This is a genomic window from Halopseudomonas oceani (assembly GCF_963677335.1).
In the GTDB taxonomy this organism is placed as follows: Bacteria; Pseudomonadota; Gammaproteobacteria; order Pseudomonadales; family Pseudomonadaceae; genus Halopseudomonas; species Halopseudomonas oceani.
In genome coordinates this window covers 865,615-890,819 of the sequence record NZ_OY781932.1, presented here as the reverse complement: position 1 = coordinate 890,819, position 25,205 = coordinate 865,615, and the positions used below count along the sequence as shown (strand labels likewise).

At 61.6% G+C, this 25,205-nt stretch carries 26 protein-coding genes and 1 pseudogene; 21 read left to right on the top strand and 6 right to left on the bottom strand.

Annotated elements, in window-relative coordinates:
- Window positions 1-10: 10 nt before the first annotated feature.
- From ACKPCU_RS04110 to rpmE, 3 genes are all read right to left on the bottom strand, one after another.
- Window positions 11-1,273 carry a malic enzyme-like NAD(P)-binding protein gene (locus ACKPCU_RS04110; protein WP_321350119.1) on the bottom strand — a complete coding sequence of 421 codons (1,263 nt, stop codon included), beginning with the start codon at window positions 1,271-1,273 and terminating at the stop codon, window positions 11-13.
- A 130-nt stretch (window positions 1,274-1,403) separates the two neighbouring features.
- On the bottom strand, window positions 1,404-2,081 hold the full coding sequence (locus tag ACKPCU_RS04105) for a thermonuclease family protein (RefSeq protein WP_321350117.1): 678 nt from the start codon (window positions 2,079-2,081) through the stop codon (window positions 1,404-1,406).
- A gap of 148 nt (window positions 2,082-2,229) precedes the next feature.
- Window positions 2,230-2,442 (bottom strand): 50S ribosomal protein L31, encoded by a 213-nt coding sequence (gene rpmE, locus ACKPCU_RS04100; RefSeq protein ID WP_088276158.1) that lies wholly within the window; start codon window positions 2,440-2,442, stop codon window positions 2,230-2,232.
- 221 nt (window positions 2,443-2,663) lie between these two features.
- On the opposite strand from rpmE, the gene ACKPCU_RS04095 reads away from it, so the two are divergent.
- From ACKPCU_RS04095 to ACKPCU_RS04050, 10 genes are all read left to right on the top strand, one after another.
- Window positions 2,664-4,880 carry a primosomal protein N' gene (locus tag ACKPCU_RS04095; protein WP_321350115.1) on the top strand — a complete coding sequence of 739 codons (2,217 nt, stop codon included), beginning with the start codon at window positions 2,664-2,666 and terminating at the stop codon, window positions 4,878-4,880.
- Between the two features lie 527 nt (window positions 4,881-5,407).
- On the top strand, window positions 5,408-7,153 hold the full coding sequence (gene argS, locus ACKPCU_RS04090; RefSeq protein ID WP_321350113.1) for an arginine--tRNA ligase: 1,746 nt from the start codon (window positions 5,408-5,410) through the stop codon (window positions 7,151-7,153).
- 4 nt (window positions 7,154-7,157) lie between these two features.
- Window positions 7,158-7,736 (top strand): SPOR domain-containing protein, encoded by a 579-nt coding sequence (locus tag ACKPCU_RS04085; protein ID WP_104736447.1) that lies wholly within the window; start codon window positions 7,158-7,160, stop codon window positions 7,734-7,736.
- A gap of 125 nt (window positions 7,737-7,861) precedes the next feature.
- Entirely contained in the window at window positions 7,862-8,392 is a 531-nt protein-coding gene (gene hslV / locus ACKPCU_RS04080; RefSeq protein WP_088276135.1) for an ATP-dependent protease subunit HslV, read from the top strand.
- A 19-nt stretch (window positions 8,393-8,411) separates the two neighbouring features.
- The gene (hslU, locus tag ACKPCU_RS04075; protein WP_321350109.1) at window positions 8,412-9,752 is read left to right on the top strand and encodes an ATP-dependent protease ATPase subunit HslU; all 1,341 of its coding nucleotides are present in this window, start codon (window positions 8,412-8,414) and stop codon (window positions 9,750-9,752) included.
- Window positions 9,753-9,846: 94 nt separating this feature from the next.
- Window positions 9,847-10,227 (top strand): gamma-butyrobetaine hydroxylase family protein, encoded by a 381-nt coding sequence (locus tag ACKPCU_RS04070; RefSeq protein ID WP_321350107.1) that lies wholly within the window; start codon window positions 9,847-9,849, stop codon window positions 10,225-10,227.
- A 185-nt stretch (window positions 10,228-10,412) separates the two neighbouring features.
- Window positions 10,413-12,095 (top strand): class II poly(R)-hydroxyalkanoic acid synthase, encoded by a 1,683-nt coding sequence (gene phaC / locus ACKPCU_RS04065; protein WP_321350105.1) that lies wholly within the window; start codon window positions 10,413-10,415, stop codon window positions 12,093-12,095.
- Between the two features lie 24 nt (window positions 12,096-12,119).
- Complete coding sequence (phaZ, locus tag ACKPCU_RS04060; RefSeq protein WP_104736808.1) at window positions 12,120-12,986, top strand: poly(3-hydroxyalkanoate) depolymerase; 867 nt, start codon at window positions 12,120-12,122, stop codon at window positions 12,984-12,986.
- A 70-nt stretch (window positions 12,987-13,056) separates the two neighbouring features.
- Window positions 13,057-14,682, top strand: a complete 1,626-nt coding sequence (locus ACKPCU_RS04055) for a PHA/PHB synthase family protein (RefSeq protein WP_321350103.1) — start codon at window positions 13,057-13,059, stop codon at window positions 14,680-14,682.
- Window positions 14,683-14,689: 7 nt separating this feature from the next.
- Window positions 14,690-15,304 (top strand): TetR/AcrR family transcriptional regulator, encoded by a 615-nt coding sequence (locus tag ACKPCU_RS04050; protein WP_104736452.1) that lies wholly within the window; start codon window positions 14,690-14,692, stop codon window positions 15,302-15,304.
- 367 nt (window positions 15,305-15,671) lie between these two features.
- Here ACKPCU_RS04050 and ACKPCU_RS04045 read toward each other — a convergent pair.
- The 3 genes and pseudogenes from ACKPCU_RS04045 to ACKPCU_RS04035 all read right to left on the bottom strand — a co-directional run.
- Window positions 15,672-16,370: pseudogene (locus ACKPCU_RS04045) on the bottom strand (phasin family protein); the annotation flags it as partial.
- Between the two features lie 20 nt (window positions 16,371-16,390).
- A complete protein-coding gene (locus tag ACKPCU_RS04040; RefSeq protein WP_104736454.1) occupies window positions 16,391-16,801 on the bottom strand; it encodes a phasin family protein in 411 nt (136 codons plus the stop codon).
- Window positions 16,802-16,996: 195 nt separating this feature from the next.
- Complete coding sequence (locus tag ACKPCU_RS04035; RefSeq protein WP_104736455.1) at window positions 16,997-17,272, bottom strand: polyhydroxyalkanoic acid system family protein; 276 nt, start codon at window positions 17,270-17,272, stop codon at window positions 16,997-16,999.
- Window positions 17,273-17,457: 185 nt separating this feature from the next.
- Here ACKPCU_RS04035 and ubiE point away from each other — a divergent pair, with 185 nt between their 5' ends.
- From ubiE to ACKPCU_RS03980, 11 genes are all read left to right on the top strand, one after another.
- The gene (gene ubiE / locus ACKPCU_RS04030; RefSeq protein WP_104736456.1) at window positions 17,458-18,219 is read left to right on the top strand and encodes a bifunctional demethylmenaquinone methyltransferase/2-methoxy-6-polyprenyl-1,4-benzoquinol methylase UbiE; all 762 of its coding nucleotides are present in this window, start codon (window positions 17,458-17,460) and stop codon (window positions 18,217-18,219) included.
- The gene (locus tag ACKPCU_RS04025) at window positions 18,219-18,842 is read left to right on the top strand and encodes a ubiquinone biosynthesis accessory factor UbiJ (RefSeq protein ID WP_104736457.1); all 624 of its coding nucleotides are present in this window, start codon (window positions 18,219-18,221) and stop codon (window positions 18,840-18,842) included. Before ubiE ends, ACKPCU_RS04025 begins: the two co-directional genes overlap by 1 nt.
- Window positions 18,839-20,437 carry a ubiquinone biosynthesis regulatory protein kinase UbiB gene (gene ubiB, locus ACKPCU_RS04020; RefSeq protein WP_321350097.1) on the top strand — a complete coding sequence of 533 codons (1,599 nt, stop codon included), beginning with the start codon at window positions 18,839-18,841 and terminating at the stop codon, window positions 20,435-20,437. The genes ACKPCU_RS04025 and ubiB overlap by 4 nt, the downstream gene beginning before the upstream one ends.
- 54 nt (window positions 20,438-20,491) lie before the next feature.
- Entirely contained in the window at window positions 20,492-20,908 is a 417-nt protein-coding gene (gene hisI, locus ACKPCU_RS04015) for a phosphoribosyl-AMP cyclohydrolase (protein WP_104736459.1), read from the top strand.
- Window positions 20,901-21,230 (top strand): phosphoribosyl-ATP diphosphatase, encoded by a 330-nt coding sequence (locus ACKPCU_RS04010; protein ID WP_118131922.1) that lies wholly within the window; start codon window positions 20,901-20,903, stop codon window positions 21,228-21,230. The genes hisI and ACKPCU_RS04010 overlap by 8 nt, the downstream gene beginning before the upstream one ends.
- A 27-nt stretch (window positions 21,231-21,257) precedes the next feature.
- Complete coding sequence (tatA, locus tag ACKPCU_RS04005; RefSeq protein WP_104736461.1) at window positions 21,258-21,488, top strand: Sec-independent protein translocase subunit TatA; 231 nt, start codon at window positions 21,258-21,260, stop codon at window positions 21,486-21,488.
- A 21-nt stretch (window positions 21,489-21,509) separates the two neighbouring features.
- Window positions 21,510-21,884, top strand: a complete 375-nt coding sequence (gene tatB / locus ACKPCU_RS04000; protein ID WP_104736462.1) for a Sec-independent protein translocase protein TatB — start codon at window positions 21,510-21,512, stop codon at window positions 21,882-21,884.
- Window positions 21,871-22,647, top strand: coding sequence for a twin-arginine translocase subunit TatC (gene tatC, locus ACKPCU_RS03995; protein WP_195826126.1), 777 nt, complete (start codon window positions 21,871-21,873; stop codon window positions 22,645-22,647). The genes tatB and tatC overlap by 14 nt, the downstream gene beginning before the upstream one ends.
- Window positions 22,644-23,351 carry a 16S rRNA (uracil(1498)-N(3))-methyltransferase gene (locus ACKPCU_RS03990; RefSeq protein ID WP_321350094.1) on the top strand — a complete coding sequence of 236 codons (708 nt, stop codon included), beginning with the start codon at window positions 22,644-22,646 and terminating at the stop codon, window positions 23,349-23,351. The genes tatC and ACKPCU_RS03990 overlap by 4 nt, the downstream gene beginning before the upstream one ends.
- Before the next feature lie 41 nt (window positions 23,352-23,392).
- Window positions 23,393-23,572: a hypothetical protein gene (locus tag ACKPCU_RS03985; protein ID WP_321350092.1), complete on the top strand. Its 180-nt coding sequence runs from the start codon at window positions 23,393-23,395 to the stop codon at window positions 23,570-23,572.
- A 587-nt stretch (window positions 23,573-24,159) separates the two neighbouring features.
- Window positions 24,160-24,678: a hypothetical protein gene (locus tag ACKPCU_RS03980; RefSeq protein WP_321350090.1), complete on the top strand. Its 519-nt coding sequence runs from the start codon at window positions 24,160-24,162 to the stop codon at window positions 24,676-24,678.
- Window positions 24,679-25,205: the final 527 nt, after the last annotated feature.

The following is a 25,205-nucleotide window of genomic DNA, read 5'->3' as shown; positions in this document are numbered from 1 at the left end:
GCAATGCCGTTCAGATGCAGTCTTCAACCGACTTGAGCGGGTAGTGCGCCGGATAGGGCAGCGTGGCAACGCCAGAATCGATGGCAGCCTGGGCAACAGCGGCCGGCACCTTCTCGATCAGACGGACGTCCATCGGCTTCGGAATGATGTACTCACGACCGAACTCCAGGTCGACCCCACCGTAGGCCTGGGAAACGTATTCCGGTACCGGCTCCTTAGCCAGTTCGCGGATGGCGTGAACCGCAGCGATCTTCATTTCTTCGTTGATGCGGGTCGCACGAACGTCCAGCGCACCACGGAAGATGAAGGGGAAGCCCAGAACGTTGTTGACCTGGTTCGGGTAGTCGGAACGACCGGTAGCCATGATCACGTCAGGACGCGAAGCGTGGGCCAGCGCGGGGTCGATTTCCGGATCCGGGTTCGAGCAGGCGAACACAATCGGGTTCTCGGCCATCAGTTTCAGCTCAGCCGGTTGCAGCAGGTTCGGACCGGACAGACCAACGAACACGTCAGCACCTTTCATGGCATCAGCCAGGGTGCGCTTGTCGGTCTCGGTGGCGAAGATGGCCTTGTATTCGTTCAGGTCATCGCGGCCAGCGTGGATCACGCCCTTGCGGTCGAGCATGTAGATGTTTTCGGTCTTGGCGCCCAGGCTGACCAGCAGCTTCATGCAGGCGATGGCAGCCGCACCGGCACCCAGGCAGACGATTTTGGCGTTTTCGATGGTCTTGTCGGCCAGCTCCAGCGCGTTGATCATCGCCGCAGCGGTAACGATAGCGGTGCCGTGTTGGTCATCGTGGAATACCGGGATGTCGCACTGCTCGATCAGAGCGCGCTCGATCTCAAAGCACTCGGGGGCTTTGATGTCTTCCAGGTTGATACCACCAAAGGTGCAGGAGATACGCTTGACGGTATCGATGAAGGCCTGCGGGCTCTCGGCTTCAACTTCGATGTCGAAAACATCAACGCCAGCGAAGCGCTTGAACAGGACACCCTTACCTTCCATGACCGGCTTGCTCGCCAGCGGGCCGAGGTTACCCAGGCCCAGAATGGCGGTGCCGTCAGAGATAACGGCAACCAGGTTACCCTTACCGGTGTATTTGTAGGCGTTTTCCAGATCCTTGGCGATTTCACGCACCGGCTCTGCTACACCCGGGCTGTACGCCAGAGCCAGATCGCGGGCAGTCGCGGTCGGCTTGGTCAGTTCAACGCTCAGTTTGCCTGGACGCGGTTCGGCGTGATAGGCGAGTGCATCAGTTCTCAAATCAGACATGGTCACTATTTTCCGGTCAGGTTGCTCATGCGGACGACGGAGAGTACATAAAACGACACCCCCTCGCAAGGTTATTCACGAGATCAATGTCAAGGACATTCTCTTACAACTTTGAGTCATCTTGACGTTGTCAGTGAGTACTGACCGGGTGTATCTGGGCCGGGTGGCGCAGGCTGGTCATAAAGCGCCGAAAGCCATTCTGCTGTTCGCCGCGATCAACTACCCAGCCGCGCACTTCCAGCTCACGACCAACCCAGCTGCTATCCGGCAGCGCCGTAAAGTGTGCCTGATCCCGGCGCTCCAGCCTGAGCGTCAGCGGGCCGTCCAGATCAATCCAGAGCGCCGGACGCGTCTGGGTAACAGCAACCACCCGGCCGCGCAGCAGTTGAAAACCGCCGTTCTGGAGCCGCCCCACCGACTGCACCGGATCAGACTGCCAGAGCCCTCGCCGGGACTGACGCGCGTCGGCCTCAGCCGCCAGATAGCACTCGGCCAGCGCATCATTGGGCGGAATGACGATCGCATAACCGAGACCGGCCTGCAGCAGCTGCGCCTCAACGCTACGGCCGTGGCTGTCGAACAGATAGCCCAACGTACGGCCGTAATGATCGCGCGGATCAGCCCCGACCTTGAGCTGTAACGGCTCATCGTCGACCAGCGCCAGCAGCTCCCGCCGAGCCGCCTGCGCCCAGGGCTCCGACGCCTTGCCGTCACGCCCGATCTCGGGGGTATTGATACCCGCCAGCCGCAGCCGGCGGCCGTCTGCCAGACGCAGGGTATCGCCGTCGGTGACACTTCGGCTGTACACCGTTTCAACCCCTGCAGGCACTGCACAGGATGCTACCGGCGGCTCAGCCTGAACGCAGCCAGCCAGTAAACTGCAGACAAGAAAAAAGGCGCCCACGAGGGACGCCTTCTTTTCGTTCGCCAGAGCCACAAGGGCCTGCATGACGAACTTACTTGCTGCTGACCGCGCCAAAGCGAGCCTTGAAGCGCTCGATACGGCCGCCGGTGTCCAGAACCTTCTGCTTACCGGTGTAGAACGGGTGGCACTCGGAGCAGACGTCCAGGTGGATCGGAGCGCACAGGGTGGAACGGGTCTTGATCACCGCGCCGCAACTGCAGGTCGCTTCGATTTCTTCGTACTTCGGATGCAAATCAGCTTTCATGGTATGTCCTCGGTTGGTTTGTGCCGCCACCGGATCAACCTGATCGGGCACCGCACTCTGAATCTGTTCTACCAGCCAAGTGACTGTATGCCACAAGCGGCGCATACAGAGTGACCGGAAAATAGGCCGGCGATGATAACAGAATCCGTCCCCGACGCAAGCACCATTGTTTTCCGCCCGTCGGTGGTACCATCTGCTGCACGCCCCATGGAGTGATCTGCGTGACCGGACCCATCTTGCAAGTTGCCCTGCCCTCACCGCTGAGACGCCTGTTCGACTACCGCGCGCCGCGGGGAGTCAGTGCAGCCGATCTGCAGGTGGGCCAGCGGGTGCGGGTGCCGTTCGGCAATCGCGCCATGGTTGGCATGATTGCCGGCATCAGTGACCACACCGAGGTGCCGGCCAATCGACTCAAGCCCGCCGAGGCGCTGCTCGATCTGACGCCAGTGCTGCCCAACAGCCTCTGGCGCCTGTGTCTGTGGACCGCACGTTACTATCAGCACGGCCTCGGCGATACTCTCAGCGTCGCCCTGCCGGTCCTGCTGCGCCAGGGCGAACCGGCGCTGGCCCGCCAGGACCAGCTCTGGCAGCTGCAGCCCGGCGCCTACCCCGAGCACCCGGCGGTGCAACGTGCGCCAAAGCAAAAGCAGGCGGTACAAATCCTCGCCCAGCATCCGCATGGCCTGTCCCACGCGCTGATCGGCCAATGGGGGCTGAGCCGCGACACGCTGGTCACCCTTGAGGGCAAGGGCCTAGTCCAGCGCATCGAGCGCTCACCGCACCATGTCGCCGAACCGCTGCCTTTATTAAGGGAGGCGCACCTCACCGCCAACGCCGAACAGCAGGCGGCACTGGACGCGATTCTCGGTGCCGAGGGTTTTCATACCTGGCTGCTGGAAGGCGTAACCGGCAGCGGCAAAACCGAGGTTTACCTGCAAGCGATTGAGCGCTGCCTGCTCAGCGGCCACCAGGCGCTGGTACTGATCCCGGAGATCGGCCTGACCCCTCAGACCCTGAGCCGCTTTCAGCAGCGCTTCAGCGCACCGGTGGTGATTCTCCATTCCGGCTTGAATGACCGCGAACGGCTGGATGCCTGGATCGCTGCCCGCGACGGCGACGCATCCATTGTTATTGGTACCCGCTCGGCGATCTTCACCCCGCTGGCGCGGCCCGGCCTGATCATCGTCGATGAGGAGCACGACCTCTCCTATAAACAGCAGGACGGTCTGCGCTACAACGCGCGCGATCTGGCGGTCTACCGTGGCCACCTGGAACAGGTGCCGGTGATCCTCGGCTCGGCGACGCCGTCGTTCGAGAGCCTGCACAACGTGCAACAGGGCCGCTACCGGCACCTGCGCCTGACCCTTCGCGCCGGCAACGCCAAGGCACCGACCTTCCAGTGCCTGGACATTCGCAGTCGACCGCTGGAAGGCGGCCTCTCCCGCCCGTTGACCGAGCTGGTCGGCGAGCACCTCAAGCGTGGCAATCAGGTACTGGTATTCATCAACCGCCGCGGCTTTGCCCCGACCCTGATGTGCCACGACTGCGGCTGGATTGCCGAGTGCCGGCGCTGCGATGCACGCATGACCGTGCACCAGTCGCCGCCGCACCTGCATTGCCATCACTGCAACAGCCAGCGCCCGCTCGATCGCCACTGCCCCAAATGCCAGAGCGAAGACCTGCGCCCGCTGGGTGCCGGCACCGAGCGCACCGAGGAGTTTCTCAAGGAACGCTTTCCGCACACCGACGTACTGCGCATCGACCGCGAGAGCATGAGCCGCAAGCGCGCCATGCAGGACATGATGGAGACCATCCAGAGCGCCAAGCCGTGCATTCTGGTCGGCACCCAGATGCTCGCCAAGGGACACCACTTCCCCAACGTCACCCTGGTCGCCATTCTGGACGCCGACGGCGGGCTGTTCTCCGCCGACTTCCGCGGCCCCGAGCGCATGGCACAGATGATTACCCAGGTCGCCGGACGCGCCGGACGCGCCGAAAAACCGGGGCAGGTCATCATTCAGACCCACATGGCCGAGCACCCGTTGCTGATCGAACTGACCGAGCGCGGCTACCCGGCGATTGCCGAGCGCGAACTGGCCGAGCGCGAAATAGCTCAGCTGCCGCCCTATCGATTCATGGCGCTGCTGCGCGCCGAAGCCAATCAGGCCAGCGCCGCCGAGGACTTTCTCGATGCCGCGCTGGAGCAGGCCGAGGTACTGATCGGTCAGCACAACCTGGCGGACATCGACCTGCTCGGCCCGGTACCCTCACCAATGGAACGTCGCGCCGGCCGCCACCGCGCCCAACTGCTGCTGCAAGCCGCCCAGCGCTCGGCCCTGCATCAGCTGGTGCACATGCTGCTGCCTTTGCTGGAACAGCACCCGCAGGCGCGCAAGGTGCGCTGGTCGATTGATATTGATCCGCTGGATATGTTTTAGCCGTACAGTAATGGCTTCCACGCTCCACCAGACCGGACGCAACGCGTCCTTGCAGGCATTCCACGCAGAGCGAGGGACGATCAGCGAAAAACCAGCGCCCAGTATCGGCATCGCGCAGCGGTTAAGTCAGCCTTTCGCCTTTTACGGCGAGCCAAGGGGGGCTGCTTGCCCAGCCCCCCTTAGCAATCCCCCGGGGCACCCGGCTACGCGGCCCTTCGGGTTCGCTGCGTTGCTCGATTTATCGGGGAAGCCTCGCCGGCCGCGCGAAAACTCGTCGCTACGCTCCTCAGACAGCCTACGCTTCTTTTCCCGATAAATCTGCGCTACTCGCCCGCGTAAACGGGACGAACCCGGGTGCACACTCCACTATCCGAGCTTTCTGTAAACAACCTTAGATGGCTCCCACGCTCCACGTGGGAGCCATCAGCCCGCGCAAACCACCACAACCGACCACAGGGTTTGGCAAGCCGCCCCATAAAACGGATAATGTCAGGTTTTCACTGGGCACCTGCCGGATACTCCATTAAATGAAGAACCTGATCAGCCAACTGCTTGCCGACGCTGTAGACCGCCTCAAGGCCGACGGCGTGCTGCCGACCGACCTTTCGCCCTCCATTCAGGTCGAGAATGCCCGCGACAAGGCGCACGGCGACTTCGCCAGCAACCTGGCGATGATGCTGGCCAAGCCGGCCGGCATGAAGCCGCGCGATCTGGCCGAGAAGCTGATTGCCGCCCTGCCCGCCCACCAGGCCGTTGCGTCGGTCAACATCGCCGGCCCCGGTTTCATCAACTTCTTCCAGGATGCCGGCTGGCTGGCCGGTCAGCTTGAAACCGCACTGACCGACCCGCAGCTGAGCGTGCGCGCCGAGATTCCAGCCCAGCGCGTGGTGGTCGATTACTCCTCGCCGAACCTAGCCAAGGAAATGCACGTTGGCCACCTGCGCTCCTCGATCATCGGTGACGCCGTTGCCCGCATCCTCGAATTCCTCGGCCACACCGTGATCCGCCAGAACCACGTGGGCGACTGGGGCACCCAGTTCGGCATGCTGCTGGCCTACATGGAAGAACACAGCGTCGACGCCGAAGCCAAGCTGGGCGACCTGGAGAATTTCTACCGCCAGGCCAAGAAGCGCTTCGACGAAAGCGAAGACTTCGCCGCCCGCGCCCGCCAGCGCGTGGTCGACCTGCAGGCTGGCGAACCGTCCTGCCTGGCCCTGTGGGAACGCTTCAACAGCATCTCCCTCGGTCACTGCCAGGCCGTCTACGACCGCCTTGGCGTCAGCCTGACGCCGGCTGACGTACGCGGCGAAAGCGCCTACAACGCCGATCTGCCGGGCATCGTTGCCGATCTGCGCAGCGCCGGCCTGCTGACCGAAAGCGAAGGTGCCCAGTGTGTTTTTCTTGAGCAGTTCAAGAACGCCGACGGCAACCCGCTGCCGGTGATCGTACAAAAGGCCGGCGGCGGCTACCTGTATGCCACCACCGACCTGGCCGCCATGCGCTACCGCCATGCCGAGCTGCACGCCAATCGCGTGCTGTACTTTGTTGACCAGCGTCAGGCGCTGCACTTCCAGCAGGTATTTGCCGTGGCCCGGGCAGCAGGCTTTGTTCCCGCCGACATGCAACTTGAACACATGGGCTTCGGCACCATGAATGGCGCCGACGGCAAGCCGTTCAAGACCCGCGACGGCGGCACCGTCAAGCTGGTCGATCTACTCGACGAGGCAGAGCAGCGTGCTCTGCGCCTGGTCAAAGAGAAAAACCCGGAGCTGCCGGCCGACGAGCTGCGCGCCATCGGCGCCGCCGTGGGGATTGGCGCGGTCAAGTACGCCGACCTCTCCAAGCACCGCAGTAGCGACTACAGCTTCAACTTCGACCTGATGCTGAGCTTCGAGGGCAACACCGCGCCCTACATGATGTATGCCTACACCCGTGTTGCCAGCGTATTCCGTAGGCTGGAGCGCAGCATGGACTCGGTCGCCAATCTGGCACCTCTGGCGCTGATCGAGCCGGCCGAAACCGAACTGGGTGCGCATCTGGCGCAGTTCAACGCCACGCTGAATTACGTTGCTCGTGAAGGTACCCCACACGTACTCTGCACCTATCTGTACGAGCTGGCCGGTCGCTTCTCCAGCTTCTATGAACAGTGTCCGATCCTCGCAGCGGACAGTGAGACCCAGCGCGACAGCCGTCTGCGCCTGGCAGCACTGACCGGCCGCACTCTCAAGCAGGGTTTGAACCTGCTGGGCATCAACACTCTGGAGCGTATGTAAGGGCATGGCAAAAGGACGCAAAGCCCCCCGCCGCGGCGCCAGCCGCGCGCAATCTGCGCCAAAGCGCAAAGGCATTCCCGGCTGGTTGTGGCTGGTCAGCGGACTGGTTATTGGTGTGTTCGTTACTTTCCTGCTGCAACTCGAGCCAGGGCGTGAGGAGGTAAGGCGCGCCCCCGAGCCGCCCAAGCCTGCCAACACCCCAGCGGCACAGCCCAGCACGCCAAAGCCGCAATACGACTTTTACACCCTGCTGCCGGAGTCGGACGTCAATGTCCCCCAGCAGCCTGCCCAGCCTGCTCCGGCGCCGACACCTGTACCTGCGCCCGAGGCCAGCAAGCCGGCCGCCAATGGCCCGTCCTACTATCTGCAGGCCGGTTCCTTTCGTCAGCGCTCCGACGCGGATCAACTGAGGGCGCAGATCCTGCTGCTTGGCCTGGACGTCAAGCTGGAGAACGCCACCATCAACGGAAATCAGTGGTACCGCGTTCAAGTTGGCCCATTCAGCAACAAAGACAGCATGACCCAAGCCCAGCGTACTCTCGGTGGTAACGGCTTCAGCAACCTCCTGCCACAGCAGCGTTGAGCCTTGCGCGCCCGTTTCTCGGGCGCGCTCTTCCTTTGCCTTGAAATCCTGATCAGCGCCCCCAGATCAGGAAGCAAGGCAGCGATCCTGCCGCTTTTTCCCCCACAGCCAACCAGGAGTTGCGCGTGACTACAATCGTATCCGTACGCCGCCACGGCAAGGTCGTGATCGGAGGTGACGGCCAGGTATCCCTCGGCAACACCGTCATGAAGGGCAATGCCCGCAAGGTACGCCGCCTCTACAAGGATCAGGTCATTGCCGGGTTTGCCGGTGGCACCGCCGATGCCTTTACCCTGTTCGAACGCTTTGAAGCCCAACTGGAAAAACACCAGGGCAACCTCGTCCGCGCCGCCGTCGAGCTGGCCAAGGACTGGCGCACCGACCGCGCCCTGCGCAAGCTGGAAGCCCTGCTTGCCGTCGCCAACAAGGACGCCTCGCTGATCATCACCGGCAACGGCGATGTCATCGAGCCTGAAGAAGGGTTGATCGCCATCGGTTCCGGTGGCCCCTACGCGCAATCCGCCGCGCGCGCCCTGCTGATGCACACCGAGCTGTCTGCTCGTGAGATCGTCGAAACCAGCCTCAACATTGCCGGCGACATCTGCATCTATACCAACCGCAACCTGACTATCGAGGAGCTGGACGCCAACACCTGAGGCGACCGGATTCAACCCCATGTCCATGACACCCCGTGAGATCGTGCACGAGCTGGACCGACACATCATCGGTCAGCAGGATGCCAAACGCGCCGTCGCCATCGCCCTGCGCAACCGCTGGCGCCGCCAGCAGTTGCCCGAGGCACTGCGCAACGAAGTCACTCCGAAGAACATCCTGATGATCGGCCCGACCGGTGTCGGCAAGACCGAGATCGCTCGTCGTCTGGCCAAATTGGCCCAGGCACCGTTCATCAAGGTCGAAGCCACCAAGTTCACCGAGGTGGGTTACGTCGGTCGCGACGTCGAATCCATCATCCGTGATCTGGTCGATGCCGCCATCAAGCTGCTGCGCGAACAGGAGATGACCAAGGTTCGCTACCGCGCCGAAGACGCTGCCGAAGAGCGCATCCTCGACGCCCTGCTGCCAGGCGCCCGCCCTGCCACTGGCGACCAGCCGGAGCGCAGCGACAGCAGCACCCGACAGCTGTTCCGCAAGCGCCTGCGCGAAGGCGAACTGGACGACAAGGACATCGATATCGAGGTTGCAGACGCACCTGCCGGCATCGAAATCATGACCCCGCCGGGCATGGAAGAGATGACCAACCAGTTGCGCGACATGTTCTCCAACCTGGGCAAGGGCAAGAAGAAAACCCGCACCCTCAAGGTCCGCGACGCGCTCAAGCTGGTGCGCGACGAAGAGGCAGCACGCCTAGTCAATGAAGACGACCTGAAGACCCGCGCGATCAGCGCCGTCGAGCAGAACGGCATTGTCTTCCTTGATGAGATCGACAAGGTCAGCAAGCGAGCCGATAGCGGCGGCGGTGCTGACGTTTCCCGCGAAGGGGTACAGCGCGACCTGCTGCCATTGATCGAGGGCTGCACGGTGAACACCAAGTTCGGCATGGTCAAGACTGACCACATCCTGTTTATTGCGTCCGGCGCCTTCCACCTGACCAAACCGTCAGACCTGATTCCGGAGCTGCAAGGCCGCCTGCCGATTCGCGTTGAACTGCAATCACTGACGCCGAGCGACTTCGAGCGCATCCTGACCGAACCGGATGCCTCGCTGACCGAGCAGTATCGTGCTCTGATGGCAACCGAAAACCTGAAGATCGAGTTCGCCTCCGACGCCGTCAGCCGCCTCGCGGAAATCGCCTGGCAGGTCAACGAGAAGACCGAGAACATCGGTGCCCGCCGCCTGCACACAGTGCTTGAGCGCCTGCTGGAAGAAGTTTCGTTCAGTGCCGCGGACCTGGCAGCCAAGCACGATGAGCAACCGCTGGTCATCGACGCAGCCTATGTCGACAGTCACCTCGGTGAGCTGGCCGTCAACGAAGATCTGTCGCGTTACATCCTTTAACCCAAGCCGCAAGCTTCAAGCGGCAAGCGAACAGCAGATCGTGCGCGCCATGCGATCTGCTTGAAGCTTGAAGCTTGAAGCTCAGGACTCTGCCATGCCCGCACCTATCCCGACCCGCATCAAGTTGCACAAGGCCTCGCGCACGCTGGAGCTGGGGTATGCCGACGGCAGCAGCTATCACCTGCCTGCTGAATACCTGCGGGTCATGTCGCCCTCGGCCGAGGTGCGCGGCCATGGAAACCCCATCCTCCAGACCGGCAAGGTCAACGTTGCGTTAACCGGCATCGAGCCCGCTGGCCGCTACGCGCTCAAGCTGGTTTTTGACGACGGACACGACAGCGGCCTCTACAGCTGGGACTACCTCTACCACCTCGCCACCGAGCAGGTACAGCGCTGGCAGTCGTACCTCGACGAACTGCACCAAAATGACGCATCGCGCGACCCCGACGTCAGCGCTATCCGCTTCATCCCCTGACAAATTCCCGCCTCAACACCTGTCTGACACATAGATCTGGTTAAGTCGACCCAGTCAAAAAAAGGCGTTAACAGCACACAAGCTGCGTGCTAACGTGTCTCATGAGTGCGACACCAGGAAGCTGGTTCAATTCTTGCTGGACTGCATTCAGAGCGGCTTCCCTGCCTCAGATTGGAGCGTTGAAAATGGGCGACAAAACCAATAACGAAAATCTGGCCAACAAGGCCAGCGAACATATTCTCGGTCCCAACCCAGTGGTTGGTGTACCAGCGCGCGACCTTATCAGCACTGCCCGGATGGTGTTACGGCAAACGGTCAAACAACCCGTCCACAGCCTGCGTCATATCGGCCGCCTGGGCCTGGCATTTACCGACGTGATGCTGGGCCGCTCACAACTTGCCCCCAGCGCCGACGACCGCCGCTTCGTCGATCCGACCTGGAGCCAGAATCCGCTCTACCGTCGCTATATGCAGACCTACCTCGCCTGGCGCAAGGAGCTCAACAGCTGGATTACCAGCTCGGACCTGTCAGCACAGGACATCAGCCGTGCGCAGTTTGTCATCGCCCTGATGACCGAGGCCATGTCACCGACCAATACCGCACTCAACCCAGCCGCCCTCAAACGTTTCTTTGAAACCGGTGGCAAGAGCATCATGGATGGCCTCACCCACATGGCCAAGGACATCGCCCACAACGGCGGCATGCCAAGCCAGGTGAACATGAATGCCTTTGAGGTCGGCGGCAACCTGGCCACCACTCGCGGCTCGGTCATCTTCCGCAATGAGGTGCTGGAACTGATCCAGTACAAGCCGCTGACCGAGGAGGTCTACGAGCGTCCGGTGCTGGTAGTACCGCCGCAGATCAACAAGTTCTACGTCTTCGACCTGTCGCCGGACAAGAGCCTGGCGCGCTACCTGGTCAGCAACCACATGCAGGGCTTCGTCGTCAGCTGGCGCAACCCGACCAAGAGCCACCGCGAGTGGGGGCTTAGCACCTATATCGACGCGCTCAAGGAAGCGGTCGACGTGGTGCTGGACGTGACCGGCAGCAAAGACCTGAGCATGCTCGGTGCCTGCTCGGGCGGCATCACCACCGTCTCCCTGCTTGGCCACTATGCCGCCCTGAAAGAGAAGAAGGTCCACTCCTACACCCTGCTGGTCAGCGTGCTCGATACCGAACTCAAGACCCAGGTTGCGCTGTTTGCGGACGAACGTTCGATCGAAGCAGCACGGCGCATGTCGTATCAAAGCGGTGTGCTCGAAGGCCGCGATATGGCAAGGATCTTTGCCTGGATGCGGCCCAACGACCTGATCTGGAACTACTGGGTTAACAACTACCTGCTGGGCAACGAGCCGCCGGTGTTCGACATCCTGTTCTGGAATAACGACACCACCCGCCTGCCCGCTGCGCTGCATGGCGAGTTCTTGGAAATGTTCAAGACCAACCCGCTCACCCGCCCTGGCGCGCTGGAGGTCAGCGGCACCCCGATTGATCTCAAGCAGGTGAAGAGTGACCTATTCGTCATCGCCGGCCTGAACGATCACATTACCCCCTGGGAAGCTTGTTACAAGTCGGCCAAGCTGATGGGCGGCAAGTGCGAGTTCGTGCTGTCCTCAAGCGGTCATATCCAGAGTATCCTGAACCCGCCGGGTAACCCGAAAGCCCGCTTCTTTACCGGCGGCGATCTCAGCGGCGACGCCAAGCAGTGGCTGGAAACCGCAACCAAACAGTCTGACTCCTGGTGGCAATACTGGCGCGACTGGCTGCATACCCGCGGCGGCAAACGCAAACCGGCTCCGACGGTCCTTGGCAATGAGAACTATCCGGCGCTGGAACCAGCACCGGGTACCTACGTTCACGAGCGCTGAGTGGCGCCCAACAGAGAGCTGTCCATGCCGCAGTCCATTGTCTTTCGCACCATTGAGCTGGACGGTCAGTACCTGCGTACTGCCGTCCGCCCCGGCTCCAGCTCCCTGCCACCGCTGCTGATCTTCAATGGCATCGGCGCCAACCTGGAGCTGGTCTTTCCGTTTATCGAAGCGCTGGACCCTGATCTGGAGGTCATCGCCTTCGATGTGCCCGGTGTCGGCGGCTCGTCGACACCCATGACGCCGTTCCGGTTTCCGGGCCTGGCCAAGCTGGCCGCACGGATGCTGGATTACCTCGACTACTCGCAGGTCAACGTCATTGGCGTGTCCTGGGGCGGGGCGCTGGCACAGCAGTTTGCCTACAGTCACCCCGAGCGCTGCAAGAAGCTGATTCTCGCGGCCACCTCGGCTGGCGCTGTAATGGTCCCGGGTCGGCCGGCGGTACTGATGAAGATGGCCAGCCCACGGCGCTACATTCAGCCATCGCATGGGGTCAGCATCGCCCCCGATATCTACGGCGGGGCATTCCGCCGCGACCCGCATCTGGCAGAAAAGCACGCTTCCAAGGTCCGCTCCTCAGGCAAGCTGGGCTACTACTGGCAACTGTTCGCCGGGCTTGGCTGGACCAGCGTGCACTGGCTGCACAAGATCCGGCAGCCAACGCTGATTCTGGCCGGTGACGACGACCCCATCATTCCGTTGATCAACATGAAGTTGCTGGCCTGGCGCATTCCCAACTCAGAGCTGCACGTAATCGACGACGGCCACCTGTTTCTGGTGACTCGAGCGCAGAGTGTTGCGCCGATGATCATGGCCTTCCTTTCCGAAGAGAAGCAACCCGCCGTGATTCGCCACACAATCCCGGGAAAGCAAACGCCACACCATGGCTGATCGTCTGGCAACACGGGCACGGAAGCCGTAGGCTAGACCCCAAGATACGTATCTGGATCAGGAAAGCTGGATGCCCGACCACCCCCATGGACGATTACCCACCACCACCATTGGGGCTGATGTTTCGAGCAGCCTGCTGGCGCTGCTACGCAGCCTGATACGCCAGCCGTGTCACCACGCCGACTACCTGCGCCGCAGTTTGAGCAAGGTGCTTCAGGCCCTGCAGGGGCGGCTCGATCTCAGCACGCTGAACGACGACCCGCGTTTTACCCATCCCGGCTGGCAGGCAGCCTTGCCTCAGCGGGCACTGCAGCTATGGCAGGCCTGGCAGCTGCCGCTGGCCGACTGGCTCGACGGACTTGAAGTTGCCGAGCACGAGCGTGCGCAACTTCGCTGGCTGTTGGTGCAACTGGCTGCAGCAGCATCACCCAGCAACAGCCTGCTCAATCCCGAGGTTGCCGAAGCGGCCCGCCAAAGCCGCGGCCAGAGCCTGTGCCGGGGAGGACACAACCTGTGGAGCGACCTGGCCAGCGGCCGCCCCTTCGCCCAACCCAATCTGGATACCAGCCATCTGCTGGGGCGAGACATTGCCTGCAGTCCGGGCCGGGTTATCGCTCGCCACGCCGAGTTCGAACTAATCTGCTATCAGCCGTTGACCAATCAGGTACACGATAAACCGCTGCTGATCGTGCCGCCGCCGATAAATCGCTTCTACCTGCTCGACCTGACCCCGGACACCAGCCTGATCCGCTACGCCCTGCAACAGGGTCTGCAGGTGTATCTGATCAGTTGGCGCAACCCCAACCCCAGCCACTGCAATTGGGGACTAGGTCGCTACGTCAGCGCCAGCCAGCGCGCACTCAACGAATGTCTGCTGCATAGCGCCAGCGCGCAGGCGACACTCACCGGGATCTGCAGCGGCGGCCTGATTGCCGCCCTGCTCTGCGCCTGGCAGGCAGCGAGCGACCACACCCGCCAACTCAGCGCGTTCAGCCTGCTGGTGACGCCACTCGACACCCGTCTGCAGACTGACGTCATGCGGCTCAGCGGACCGGCAACCCGACAGCGTCTACGCCAACGGGTCTGGCGCGACGGCTACCTGGACGCCCGCAGCAGCGGTGCCGCCTTCGGCTGGATGCGTCCCGAGCAACTGGTTTGGACGCCCGCCGTTACCCGCTACGCGTTAGGTCAGGAGCTTAAGCAAAGCCCCGTCACCACCTGGGGGCACGATCACACCCGCCTGCCGGCGCAACTGGTAGAAGACCTGTTTGACCTGCTGGATCGCGACCCGCTTGGCCAGCCGGGCAACCTGCAGCTGAACGGCGAGCCCATCGATCTGGGCGCCGTCACTCTGCCCAGCTGGCATCTGGCCGCGCGCCGTGACCACATCGTGCCGTGGCAAAACACCTACCCCGGCACCCGTCTGGGGGGCGAGAAAGTCTTCAATCTGTGCCACAGTGGCCATATTCAGGGGCTGCTGTGCCCACCCGGTCACCCACGAGCCCACTTTCAGCATGGCAACGCAAACGCCGTCTCGACGGATGATTGGTTAGCCTCAGCCAGCACCGTGCAGGGCAGTTGGTGGCCTGCATGGAGCACCTGGCTGAAGCAACACAGCGGCGAGCTGGTTGATGCACCGGTTCATACCGATGGTGGCCACGGCCCTGCGCCCGGCCTTTACGTCCAACAGCAATGAGCAACCGATGAAAACCCGCGACCGAATCCTGCTCTGCACGCTGGAGCTGTACAACACCCACGGTGAGCCGAACGTCACCACACTGGACATCGCCAACGAGCTGGAGATCAGCCCAGGCAATCTGTACTACCACTTCAAGGGTAAGGAAGCCTTACTGGAGTCGCTGGTCGATGACTTTCTGCTGACCACCCGCGCTCTGCTGGTCAGTGCCGAGGAACCCGACGAGGCAACTCCAGAGGACCTCTGGCTGCTGCTGCATCTGCTGTTCGAAGCGATCGCCACGCACCGTTTCCTGTTTCAGGACCTGTCCAACCTGATGGGCCGCTACCCCTACCTCCGCCAGGCCATGTCCCCCTGGCTGGCAGCACTGCGCGCCCGGCTGGATCAGGTACTGCAGGCCCTACGTGACAGCGGGCACCTGATCTGCGATGCCGATGCAGAACAACGGCTGCTCGACGCGCTGTGCCAGACCACCCTGTTCTGGCTCGACTACCAGCGCGTAGCGGGTAACGGCGAGCTTGATGCCGCCAGCGGCGTGCAGCAAATGCTTGGCTTGCTGCGCCCCTGCCTCGACGAGGAAACTGCCGAGTGGATGCAGCTACTGATTGAACGCTACGACTGATCGCCTTTACCCAGGCGGTAAAACGGTTCATCGCGGATTAGGCGCGTAAACAGCCTCCTTCGGTTTACCATTTCATCCAGCACGGTTGCCGCGTCAGCCTTTCGCCTTTTTCTGCGAGCCAAGGGTGGCTGCTTGCCCTGCCCCCCTTAGCGATCTCCCGCCAAGCCTGCGCTACTCGCCCGCGTAAACGGGAAGAACCCCGGTGCCCACTCAACGATCTGAGCATTCGGTAAATCGTCCCGGCTTAGTAAGCAGTAGCGTCATCCGGGAATTGAGTGAAGAACCAATAAAAAACCCCGCAGTGCCGAAGCAGTGCGGGGTCGGGTACGACTGAGTGCGATCAGGCGTCGGTCGGCTTGTCCGCAGCAGATGCTGCAGGAGCCGGAGCAGGTGCCGCCGAAGCAGGCGCCTTCACAGCCGGAGTTGCCTTTGGCTTGGCCGGGGCTTTCGGCTTCGCCGGCGCCCTGGGCTTGGCTGCAGCAGGCTTCGCAGCCGGCTTGGCAGCAGCCGGTTTCGCCGCTGTTTTAGCTGCGGGCTTGGCTGCAGAAGCAGCCCTAGGCTTGGCAGCCGGTTTTGCTGCCGGTTTGGCAGTGGCTTTGGCCGGGCTGGCCTTGGGCGCAACCTTGGTAGCCGGAGCCTTGCCAGAGGCCATGCCCTGAATCAGCTTGGTCAACTCATCGACCTTGTCATTCAGCACCTTCACTTCATCACGTGAGGGCACCCCAAGGCGGGAAACAGCACTGTTGAGACGCTTGTCGAAGGCTTCTTCCAGCTCGTTCCACTTGCCAGTCAGCTTACCCCGGGCCTTCTCGGCCTTGGACTTCGCGTCATCAAGCGGATTCTTGCTGGCTTTCGCCTTACCCTTAAGGGTATCGACCTGCTTGTCGATCTCGGCCTTGGCTTTCTTCTCGGCCGCCTCACCGTCCTTGATCAGGGTTTCAAAGAGCTTCACGCCCTCCTTCCCGACCTTGGCGTAGGCACCCAGACCTGCCAGCCAGATCTGTCGCGAATAGCTTTCGATATCCGCAACCCAACTTGGATCCTTGTCCTTCTTCTTACCCGCCATGGAGCAACTCCTCTGTGACCTTACTTGCTTTGCAGCGACTTGAGTGCAGCACTCAGATCATCCAGCTTAGCAGACAGCTGATCAATATCTTTCTTGCTCGGAATCCCCATGCGACCCAGGGTCGAGGCAACGCGCTCGTCGAATACTTCTTCGACCTTGCTGAAACGACCGCCGGTCTTTTCCTGCACCTTCTCTTTGAAGCTCTCGATGCGGCTGTTGGCGGCTTCAACCTGGCCGGCAACCAGCTCCTTGCCCTGCTTTTCTACTGCTTCACCTTCGCTTACCAGGGTCTTGAAGTAGTCCGCACCTTCTTTACCCGCCTTGGCGTAGGCACCCAGGCCGGCCAGCCAGATCTGATGGGCGTACTTCTTCACGTCAGCAGCAAAACCAGCGGTGCTTTCTTCAATTTTCTTTGCGGTGTTCTTGGCCATGTTCGTAACTCCAGTTCAGTAGATTGGGATACTGCAATGGACCGGTTACCGATCCTTGGAGACGACATTACGCAGCAAAATTAGAAAACACATACTAAAAACCGGGACCGGGCAGAACAGCCAGTCCGCAAAGGGAGGTGCGCAGGCTCTGGACTGGCGGTTACCGCCCGAGCCTGCGACACGATGGCGCAGCGCTTAGCCCAGGTATTTGTCCAGCGCCTTCTGCACTTCGCTCTTCACCATGCCGGCCATCGGGGTGAGCATCATGCCCAGATTGACCTGGACCCGCACGTCGGCGTCGGAAACGGTGATGCACCCGTCGGCACCGCTGCGCTTGAAGGTCAATTGATCACCCTGCCAGCTGCACTTTACATCCAGCTTCTGAACCAGCTTGTCGGCCAGTTGTTGCGCGCGCTGACGCGCTTCTTCCTTGCCCAGGCTGTGTTCGCGGGTAATGTCTACTGTCGGCATCGGCTGTTCCATCCAGTGTTGTTATCAGGGCCCGTCAGAATGCCGTAAATGCAGCTACACGTCATCACCCCTGCCGCCAGCCGTCGCTCAACATCCGCCAACAGCTGTCCGCGGCAATTGAGCAGCGCTTCCGAGGACAAAAAGTGGTTAGAATGGGAGCGAATTTGCCAGCGCAGACGGAATCCATGAGCGACCGACACGACAGCGAAAAAACTACCCACTTCGGTTACCAGACCGTAGCCGAGTCCGAGAAAGCCCAGCGCGTCGCCGAGGTCTTTCACTCGGTAGCAGCCAAATACGACATCATGAACGACCTGATGTCCGGTGGTATTCACCGCATCTGGAAGCGGTTTACCATCGAACTGTCCGGCGTGCGCACCGGCAACCGGGTACTCGACATTGCCGGCGGCACCGGCGACCTGACCCGCCGCTTCGCCAAGCGCGTCGGCCCGACCGGTGAAGTAGTACTGGCCGATATCAATGCCTCCATGCTCAAGGTCGGCCGCGACCGCCTGCTCGACCTGGGCGTCGCCGGCAACGTGCGCTTCGTCCAGGCCGACGCCGAAGCACTGCCGTTCCCCGACAACTACTTCGACTGCATCACCATCGCCTTTGGGCTGCGCAACGTTACCCACAAGGACACCGCCATCGCCTCGATGCTGCGCGTGCTCAAGCCGGGCGGACGTCTGCTGGTGCTGGAGTTCTCCAAACCCAAGAGCGAGCTGCTGTCCAAGGTCTACGATCAGTACAGCTTCAAGTTCCTTCCCCTGATGGGCAAGCTGGTGGCCAACGATGCCGAAAGCTACCGCTATCTGGCCGAGTCGATTCGCATGCACCCGGATCAGGAAACGCTCAAGGCGATGATGGAAGAAGCAGGTTTTGCCCGGGTGACCTATCACAACATGACCGGCGGCATCGTCGCCCTGCACCGGGGCGTCAAACCCTGATGTTGCCGGCCGCACTGCTCAAGGCCGCAGAGCGCAGCATTGCTGCAGCGCTGGCCCGTGACAGTGTCACGGCCAGACGGCTCGGTGCGCTGCAGGGCAAATGTGTGCTGATCTCGGCCCGCGACCCGGAATGGCAACTCTGGCTGCTACCCGCCGAGGGTGAGATTGCCCTGCGCACCGCCAGCGAACTGCCCGCCGACTGCGAACTACACGCTCCCAGCAGCCTGCTTGCACGCCTGCTGATCAGCAGCGACCGCAAAGCGGTGCTGCAGGATCCGGACGTCGAGCTGGTCGGTGACAGCCAGGTCCTGGTCACGCTGCAGAACATCATGGCCGACTTGCAGCTCGACGGCGAGGCCGAGCTGGCTCGCTGGTTCGGCCCGGTTGCCGGTCACGCCATTGGCAGCGCGCTGCGTCGCAGCCACCAATGGGGCCGCGAAAGCCGTGACAGCCTGCGTCAAACCCTGGCCGAGTACCTGACTGAAGAAAGCCGCCAGCTGGTTGGCCAGGCCGAGGCCCGCGCCCGCGCCGAACAGCTGCACGCACTGCGCCTGCAACTCGACCGACTGGAAGCCCGGGTCGCGCTGCTCACCCCTACTGCACCGGACTCGCCCGACGCATGAGACTGACCGCCTTTTCGCGCCTGCTGCGCATTCTGCATATCTTCGCCCGCTACCGCCTCGATCAGATCCTGCTGGCGTTACCGCTACCCTGGCTGGCGCGCCTGGCCCTGCAACTCGGCCCGTGGCGACTGCGCCCCGCCCCGCGCGACCTGAGCCGCGGCGCACGGCTGCGCAAGGCCTGTGAAGACCTCGGCCCGGTGTTCATCAAGTTCGGCCAGATCCTGTCTACCCGCCGAGACCTGTTACCCGACGACATTGCCCTGGAGCTGGCGCATCTGCAGGACAAGGTGCCGCCATTCCCGGGTCCCAAGGCCAGAGCGCGAATTGAGGAGCAGCTGGGCGAGCGCATTGAGGATGTCTTCGCCGAGTTCAGTGATCAGCCGCTGGCCTCCGCCTCGGTCGCCCAGGTCCACGCCGCACGCCTGAAGGACGGTACCGAAGTGGTGGTCAAGGTGATTCGTCCCGGTATCGGCGAAACCATCGACCAGGACATCCAATGGTTGTTTCTTGCCGCCCGCGCGCTAGAACGGCTATCTACCGAAGGCCGTCGCCTGCGCCCGGTCGAGGTGGTCGAAGACTATGAGCGCACGATCTTCGACGAGCTGGACCTGTACCGTGAAGCCGCCAATGCCTCCCAGCTACGCCGCAACTTCGAAGGCTCGGACCTGCTCTACATTCCGCGCATCTACTGGGACTGGTGCCGCCACAAGGTGCTGGTGATGGAGCGTATCGACGGCATCCCGGTCACAGACTTGGCTACCCTCGCAGACCAGCGCACAGACATGAAGAAGCTGGCCGAGCGCGGCGTCGAGATCTTTTTCACCCAGGTGTTCCGCGACAGTTTTTTCCATGCAGACATGCACCCGGGCAACATTTTTATCTCCCGCAAGCACCCGTGGGAGCCGCAGTACATCGCCATCGACTTCGGCATCGTCGGCAGCCTGACGCCCGAAGACCAGAGCTATCTGGCGCGCAACCTGATGGCCTTCTTCAAGCGTGACTACCGCCGCGTCGCCCAGCTGCATATCGATTCAGGCTGGGTGCCTGCCGACACCCGGGTCAACGAGTTCGAAGCAGCCATTCGCAGTGTCTGCGAACCGATCTTCGAGCGCCCGCTGAAAGACATCTCCTTCGGCCAGCTGCTGCTACGCCTGTTCCAGACCGCGCGCCGCTTCAACATGGAAGTCCAGCCGCAACTGGTGCTGCTGCAAAAAACCCTGCTCAATATCGAAGGCCTGGGGCGTCAGCTCTATCCCGAGCTGGACCTGTGGAACACCGGCCAGCCGTATCTGGAACGCTGGATGCGTGAGCGCATGCTGCCGCAGAACCAGATGAAGAACTGGCAGCAACACCTCGAACGCGTACCCGCACTGATCGACACCGCCCATCAGGCGCTGGATAATCTGGCCAAGGCACCATTGCAGGCCCGAGCGGAGCGGCGTCCACGCTGGCCATTGCAGCTGGCCGGTATCGCCCTGCTGGTGTTTGGTGCCAGCGCCCTGGGTGGCAGCGACCCGGCGCTCTGGATCAACGCCGCGCCGGCCCAATGGGGCCTGATTGCACTCGGCGGCTGGCTTATTCTGCGCCGCGGATAGTCAGCCCCCGTCATAACTGGCACACTTGCGACATTCAACGAAAGACGACCCGCCATGACCGACTCGACCTCCGCCAGCAACTGGCTCGACAGCATCCACTGGGATGCAGACGGACTAATTCCCGCCATCGCCCAGGACGTGCACACCCAGCGCATTCTGATGATGGCTTGGATGAACCGCGAAGCACTCGAGTTGACCGTACAGGAAGGCCGGGGCATTTACTGGTCGCGTTCGCGTCAGCGCCTGTGGCGCAAGGGCGAGGAGTCCGGCAACGTGCAGAAGCTGCACGAACTGCGGCTGGACTGCGATGCCGATGTGATCATTCTGCAGGTCGAACAGATCGGCGGGATCGCCTGTCACACCGGCCGCGAGAGTTGTTTCTACCGGGTTCTGAAGGACGGCCAGTGGCAGACCGTCGACGCCGTCATCAAGGATCCGAAAACGTTATACGAGCACCCAAAACATGTCTGACACCCTGAGCCAACTGGCCGCCGTACTGGAGCAACGCAAGCAGGCGTCTGCCGACACCTCCTACGTTGCCAGCCTGCACGCCAAGGGCCTGAACAAGATTCTCGAAAAGGTTGGTGAAGAGTGCACTGAGACACTGCTAGCCGCCAAGGATTGTCAGCATAGCGAGGACAAGTCCGACCTGGTCTACGAGACCGCTGACCTGTGGTTCCATTCGCTGGTCATGCTCAGTCACCTCGGTCTCGGTCCGGACGACATCCTGAACGAATTGGCACGCCGCTTCGACCTGTCCGGTCTGGAAGAAAAGGCGTCCCGCAGCAAATAAACTGGGCAATAGGCCCCGGAGGCAAAAATGGGTTTTGGTGGCATTAGTCTGTGGCAACTGCTGATCGTACTGGTCATCGTGGTACTGCTGTTTGGTACCAAGCGTCTGAAGAACATCGGCGGTGACCTTGGTGGCGCGATCAAGGGCTTCCGCAAGGCGATGAACGATGAGGACAAGCCCTCGGTCGAAAGCAAGCCGGGAGAAACGCTCGACGCCAAGTCCGAAGAGCACAAGCAGGACTCCCAGTCCAAGCCGTAATCCGCCGACAGGTCTCGTCTCATGTTCGACATCGGCTTCATGGAAATGCTGGTGGTGGCGGTTATCGCCCTGCTGGTACTCGGCCCCGAGCGGCTGCCCGGCGCCATCCGCACCGTCAGCCTGACCGTAGGCCGGATCAAGCGTGGCTTCTCAGAAGTGCGCAGCCAGGTCGAGCGTGAGATCGGCGCGGACGAGATTCGTCAGCAACTGCACAACGAACGCATCCTCGCCGAGCTGGAAAAACAGGGCCTGAACGCTGGCAGCCCAAGCAATCAAACCCCGACCGCCAGCGGTAACAAGCCCGTCACACAGCCGTCGCAAACTGGCCCGACCGCCGATGAACCCAGCGCCGAGCCCGTCAATGAGCAGCAAGACACCCGCCATGAGCAACCCTGAACTGCCACCCGCGAAGCCGGCCGGTGACATGCCGCTGGTCGCGCACCTGACCGAGCTGCGCTCGCGTCTGCTGCGTATCGTCTTGATCTGGCTGCTGATCTTTGCCGGCCTGTTCTACTTCGCCAACGACATCTACGCGTTCATTTCCGAGCCGCTGCGTGCGCTGATGCCGCCCGGCACCAGCATGATCGCAACCGACGTCGCCTCACCGTTTCTGACCCCGTTCAAGCTGACCCTGATTAGCGCGCTGTTCGTCGCCATGCCGTTCGTCCTGCATCAGATCTGGGGCTTTATCGCTCCCGGGCTGTACAAGCACGAAAAGCGCATTGCCATCCCGCTGCTGGTATCGAGCATCTTGCTGTTCTACAGCGGCATGGCGTTTGCCTACTTTGTGGTGTTCCCACTGGTGTTCGGCTTCTTCACCAGCGCTGCGCCGGATGGTGTGGCGGTGATGACCGATATCAACAGCTATCTGGACTTCGTGCTGACCCTGTTCATGGCTTTCGGCCTGTCGTTCGAGATTCCGGTCGCCACCGTGCTGCTGGTACTGGTGGGCATCGTCGACGTGCAGAGCCTGAGCAAGGCCCGCCCCTACGTGGTGGTCGGTTGCTTTACCGTCGGCATGGTGCTGACCCCGCCGGACGTGATCTCCCAGACCCTGCTGGCGCTGCCGATGTGGCTGCTGTATGAAGTCGGCATTCTGTTCAGCCGCTTGGTCCGCCCGCGTACACCGGAAGAGCAGCAGGACAACCCGCAGGGATGAACCTGCTGCTGCTTGAAGAGACTGATTTCATCGACGCGGACCATGTTCGCCTGAACGGTCGCCGCCTGGCCCACATGCTGGAGATCCAGCAGGTCAGCGTTGGCGACACCTTGCGTGTTGGCCGCATCGGCGGTCTGATGGGTCGGGGCACCGTTCTCGAGCTGGACAACGGCAGCGCGCTGCTGGCCGTCGACTTAAGCGAGTCGCCACCAGCCAAGTTGCCGCTAACCCTGCTGCTGGCCATGCCCCGTCCGAAGATGTTCCGCCGTATTCTGCAGCACTGCGCCACCCTCGGCGTGCCCGAGATCATCCTGCTCAACAGCGTGCGCGTGGAAAAGAGCTTCTGGCAGACGCCGTTTCTGCAGCCGGAGGTGGTGCGCGAGAACCTGCTGCTGGGCCTGGAGCAGGCACGCGACACTGTGCTGCCGACGGTGCGTATCGAAAAGCGCTTCAAACCCTTCGTCGAAGACAGCCTGCCCGGCATCATCGGCGACCGACTCGCGCTGGTCGCCCACCCCGGCGACTACCCCGCCTGCCCTCGCGGTATCGACCAGCCTCTGACCCTGGCTATCGGGCCTGAAGGCGGTTGGATTCCCTACGAAGTCGACAAACTGATCGAGGCCGGCATGCAGCCGGTGCAGCTGGGTGAGCGTATCCTGCGGGTTGAAACGGCGGTCACCGCCCTGATCTCCCGCCTGTTCTGAGCTCCGGTGCTGCCACGCGACGTCTATAGAGGAGGCTGTGAATGACTTGCCTGCTCAAGGTGCTGCTTACCGGCGTATTGGTAGTCGCCGTTGCCGAGCAGGCAAAGCGCAACCCGCTCGCCGTCGCAATCCTCGCTTCCATCCCGCAGGAGCCTGTGCCGGCCCTGACAGCTACGCCCGAGTCAGCGTTGCGCGTGATAAGGGAGATCGCTTTGAGTTAACCCACAACAGCAGCTGCAGCCAAAACGTGCACATAAGCTACTGCTACACCCACACCAGCGGCGCGAATTGGAACCGCAGTGAGTCCACCGCTCCCGGCCGCGCGGAGCGAAACGGTTTTCACGCGCGCTCCGGACGGTATCAAGCACCGATTGGGCTGAAGCTTTGGCAACCCACTGATTACCGATTGCTGAGCACCACTTATCAGTAACCAGACGACTAGATAGCTAAGTGAGCCTCGCTGCAAACCAAGGGTGCCACGCATCCATTTCCACAACACCCAAGAGCCGACTGCATCCAAAGGTACTTTACGACCATAGCAAATTGCCGCTATCTTCAGAGCCGGCACGACGCCTATTACCGGGAATCAATGGATGATTAAGACGCTCCCCCGCGCCGCTCACGGCAGCAACCTCTCGCCCGGCACTCACATTTTGCCTGCAGCTGCTGCTCACTCCTGCCGTTTAAACAGGCTCCCTGCAAGACCGCGCGCTTACCCATACTGGTCCGGCTGAGGCCATTGCTCCGTCTGTCACTTAACAGCCGGGCATAAAACCGCCAATTCCAACACTAATAAAAGGATGCTCTCATGAAGTTGAAACTGTTGTTGATTCTGTTTATCGCAGGCATGGCTACCGGCTGCTCAACGCCGCCACTCACGATCAACTACGCTCCTAGCTCAACCATGTCGGTTGAAGGTGCCATGAACGTTGGGGACTTCCGCTACATTCCCGGAGAGCGCCCGGATATCAAGAGCAATCAGATCAGAAACACCGCTATCGGTAACATCTACTTTGAGAAGAACATCAACGAGTACATTGAAACAGCGCTGTTCACCGAAGCGCGATTCGTCGGCATCGATATGAAGCCCGACTCAACACAGGTTACCGGAGAGATCAAAGAGTTCCTTATTGACGACTTGGGTTACAGTGTGGACTGGACACTCGATATCCGGTATCAAATCGCCGGCTGTTATGACAGGTCTCAACGGCTGCACAAGAACACCGAAAAGTTTGCAAACGTATTTGGCACACTTAACGAAGTGATCAAGCTAAACATTGAGAAACTGTTTGCTGACCCCGAGTTCGTTTCCTGCATCCAAGCGTAGGCTGCATCGCGCGCTCTTTGAGAGACACCGAAAAGAGCGCGCGATGGTACCCAATAGGGCCCCAGCGCCCATTGATGCCGCAGAAGGTCACGATGAAACAAGCCACTGTAACCGCTGCACTGGTTTCTCAACTTGCAGTCACGCTGCCGGAGATATGTCTCTGGAAGAACGTTCAACACGCAAGTACCTCCTTACACAAGCGCGCTCATCGACCTCAACGGTGACGGTTTCAACGATGCGTTGATCTATGCCCAGGGGCCTGACTGATGCGGCTCGGCAGGCTGCACGCTATTCGTCTACAAGGGCGGAGCCAAGGGTTTCTCACTGCTATCGAGAAGTACGGTGGTGCAATTACCGTTGGTGGTGTCTGCACAGAGAAGCGCGGGCTGGAACGACCTGATAGTGCACGCCAGAGGGCAGGGGCAAGTGGTGCTCCGAGCCACAGCCGAAGGCTACCCACTCAATCCGTCGCTGCAGCCGTCGGCGTCAGCGCAAGACCTGCAGGACAGCCGGGCTCTGCTCAACTA

Coding starts and splice junctions, on each gene's coding strand:
- ubiB (WP_321350097.1), top strand. CDS start 18,839: ATGAGACTGACCGCCTTTTCGCGCCTGCTGCGCATTCTGCATATCTTC.
- rpmE (WP_088276158.1), bottom strand. CDS start 2,442: ATGAAAGCTGATTTGCATCCGAAGTACGAAGAAATCGAAGCGACCTGC.
- ACKPCU_RS04055 (WP_321350103.1), top strand. CDS start 13,057: ATGCCCGACCACCCCCATGGACGATTACCCACCACCACCATTGGGGCT.
- ACKPCU_RS03980 (WP_321350090.1), top strand. CDS start 24,160: ATGAAGTTGAAACTGTTGTTGATTCTGTTTATCGCAGGCATGGCTACC.
- tatB (WP_104736462.1), top strand. CDS start 21,510: ATGTTCGACATCGGCTTCATGGAAATGCTGGTGGTGGCGGTTATCGCC.
- ACKPCU_RS03990 (WP_321350094.1), top strand. CDS start 22,644: ATGAACCTGCTGCTGCTTGAAGAGACTGATTTCATCGACGCGGACCAT.
- ubiE (WP_104736456.1), top strand. CDS start 17,458: ATGAGCGACCGACACGACAGCGAAAAAACTACCCACTTCGGTTACCAG.
- tatC (WP_195826126.1), top strand. CDS start 21,871: ATGAGCAACCCTGAACTGCCACCCGCGAAGCCGGCCGGTGACATGCCG.
- ACKPCU_RS04040 (WP_104736454.1), bottom strand. CDS start 16,801: ATGGCCAAGAACACCGCAAAGAAAATTGAAGAAAGCACCGCTGGTTTT.
- ACKPCU_RS04050 (WP_104736452.1), top strand. CDS start 14,690: ATGAAAACCCGCGACCGAATCCTGCTCTGCACGCTGGAGCTGTACAAC.
- hisI (WP_104736459.1), top strand. CDS start 20,492: ATGACCGACTCGACCTCCGCCAGCAACTGGCTCGACAGCATCCACTGG.
- phaC (WP_321350105.1), top strand. CDS start 10,413: ATGGGCGACAAAACCAATAACGAAAATCTGGCCAACAAGGCCAGCGAA.
- phaZ (WP_104736808.1), top strand. CDS start 12,120: ATGCCGCAGTCCATTGTCTTTCGCACCATTGAGCTGGACGGTCAGTAC.
- ACKPCU_RS03985 (WP_321350092.1), top strand. CDS start 23,393: ATGACTTGCCTGCTCAAGGTGCTGCTTACCGGCGTATTGGTAGTCGCC.
- argS (WP_321350113.1), top strand. CDS start 5,408: ATGAAGAACCTGATCAGCCAACTGCTTGCCGACGCTGTAGACCGCCTC.
- ACKPCU_RS04070 (WP_321350107.1), top strand. CDS start 9,847: ATGCCCGCACCTATCCCGACCCGCATCAAGTTGCACAAGGCCTCGCGC.
- ACKPCU_RS04010 (WP_118131922.1), top strand. CDS start 20,901: ATGTCTGACACCCTGAGCCAACTGGCCGCCGTACTGGAGCAACGCAAG.
- ACKPCU_RS04025 (WP_104736457.1), top strand. CDS start 18,219: ATGTTGCCGGCCGCACTGCTCAAGGCCGCAGAGCGCAGCATTGCTGCA.
- hslU (WP_321350109.1), top strand. CDS start 8,412: ATGTCCATGACACCCCGTGAGATCGTGCACGAGCTGGACCGACACATC.
- tatA (WP_104736461.1), top strand. CDS start 21,258: ATGGGTTTTGGTGGCATTAGTCTGTGGCAACTGCTGATCGTACTGGTC.
- ACKPCU_RS04110 (WP_321350119.1), bottom strand. CDS start 1,273: ATGTCTGATTTGAGAACTGATGCACTCGCCTATCACGCCGAACCGCGT.
- ACKPCU_RS04085 (WP_104736447.1), top strand. CDS start 7,158: ATGGCAAAAGGACGCAAAGCCCCCCGCCGCGGCGCCAGCCGCGCGCAA.
- ACKPCU_RS04035 (WP_104736455.1), bottom strand. CDS start 17,272: ATGCCGACAGTAGACATTACCCGCGAACACAGCCTGGGCAAGGAAGAA.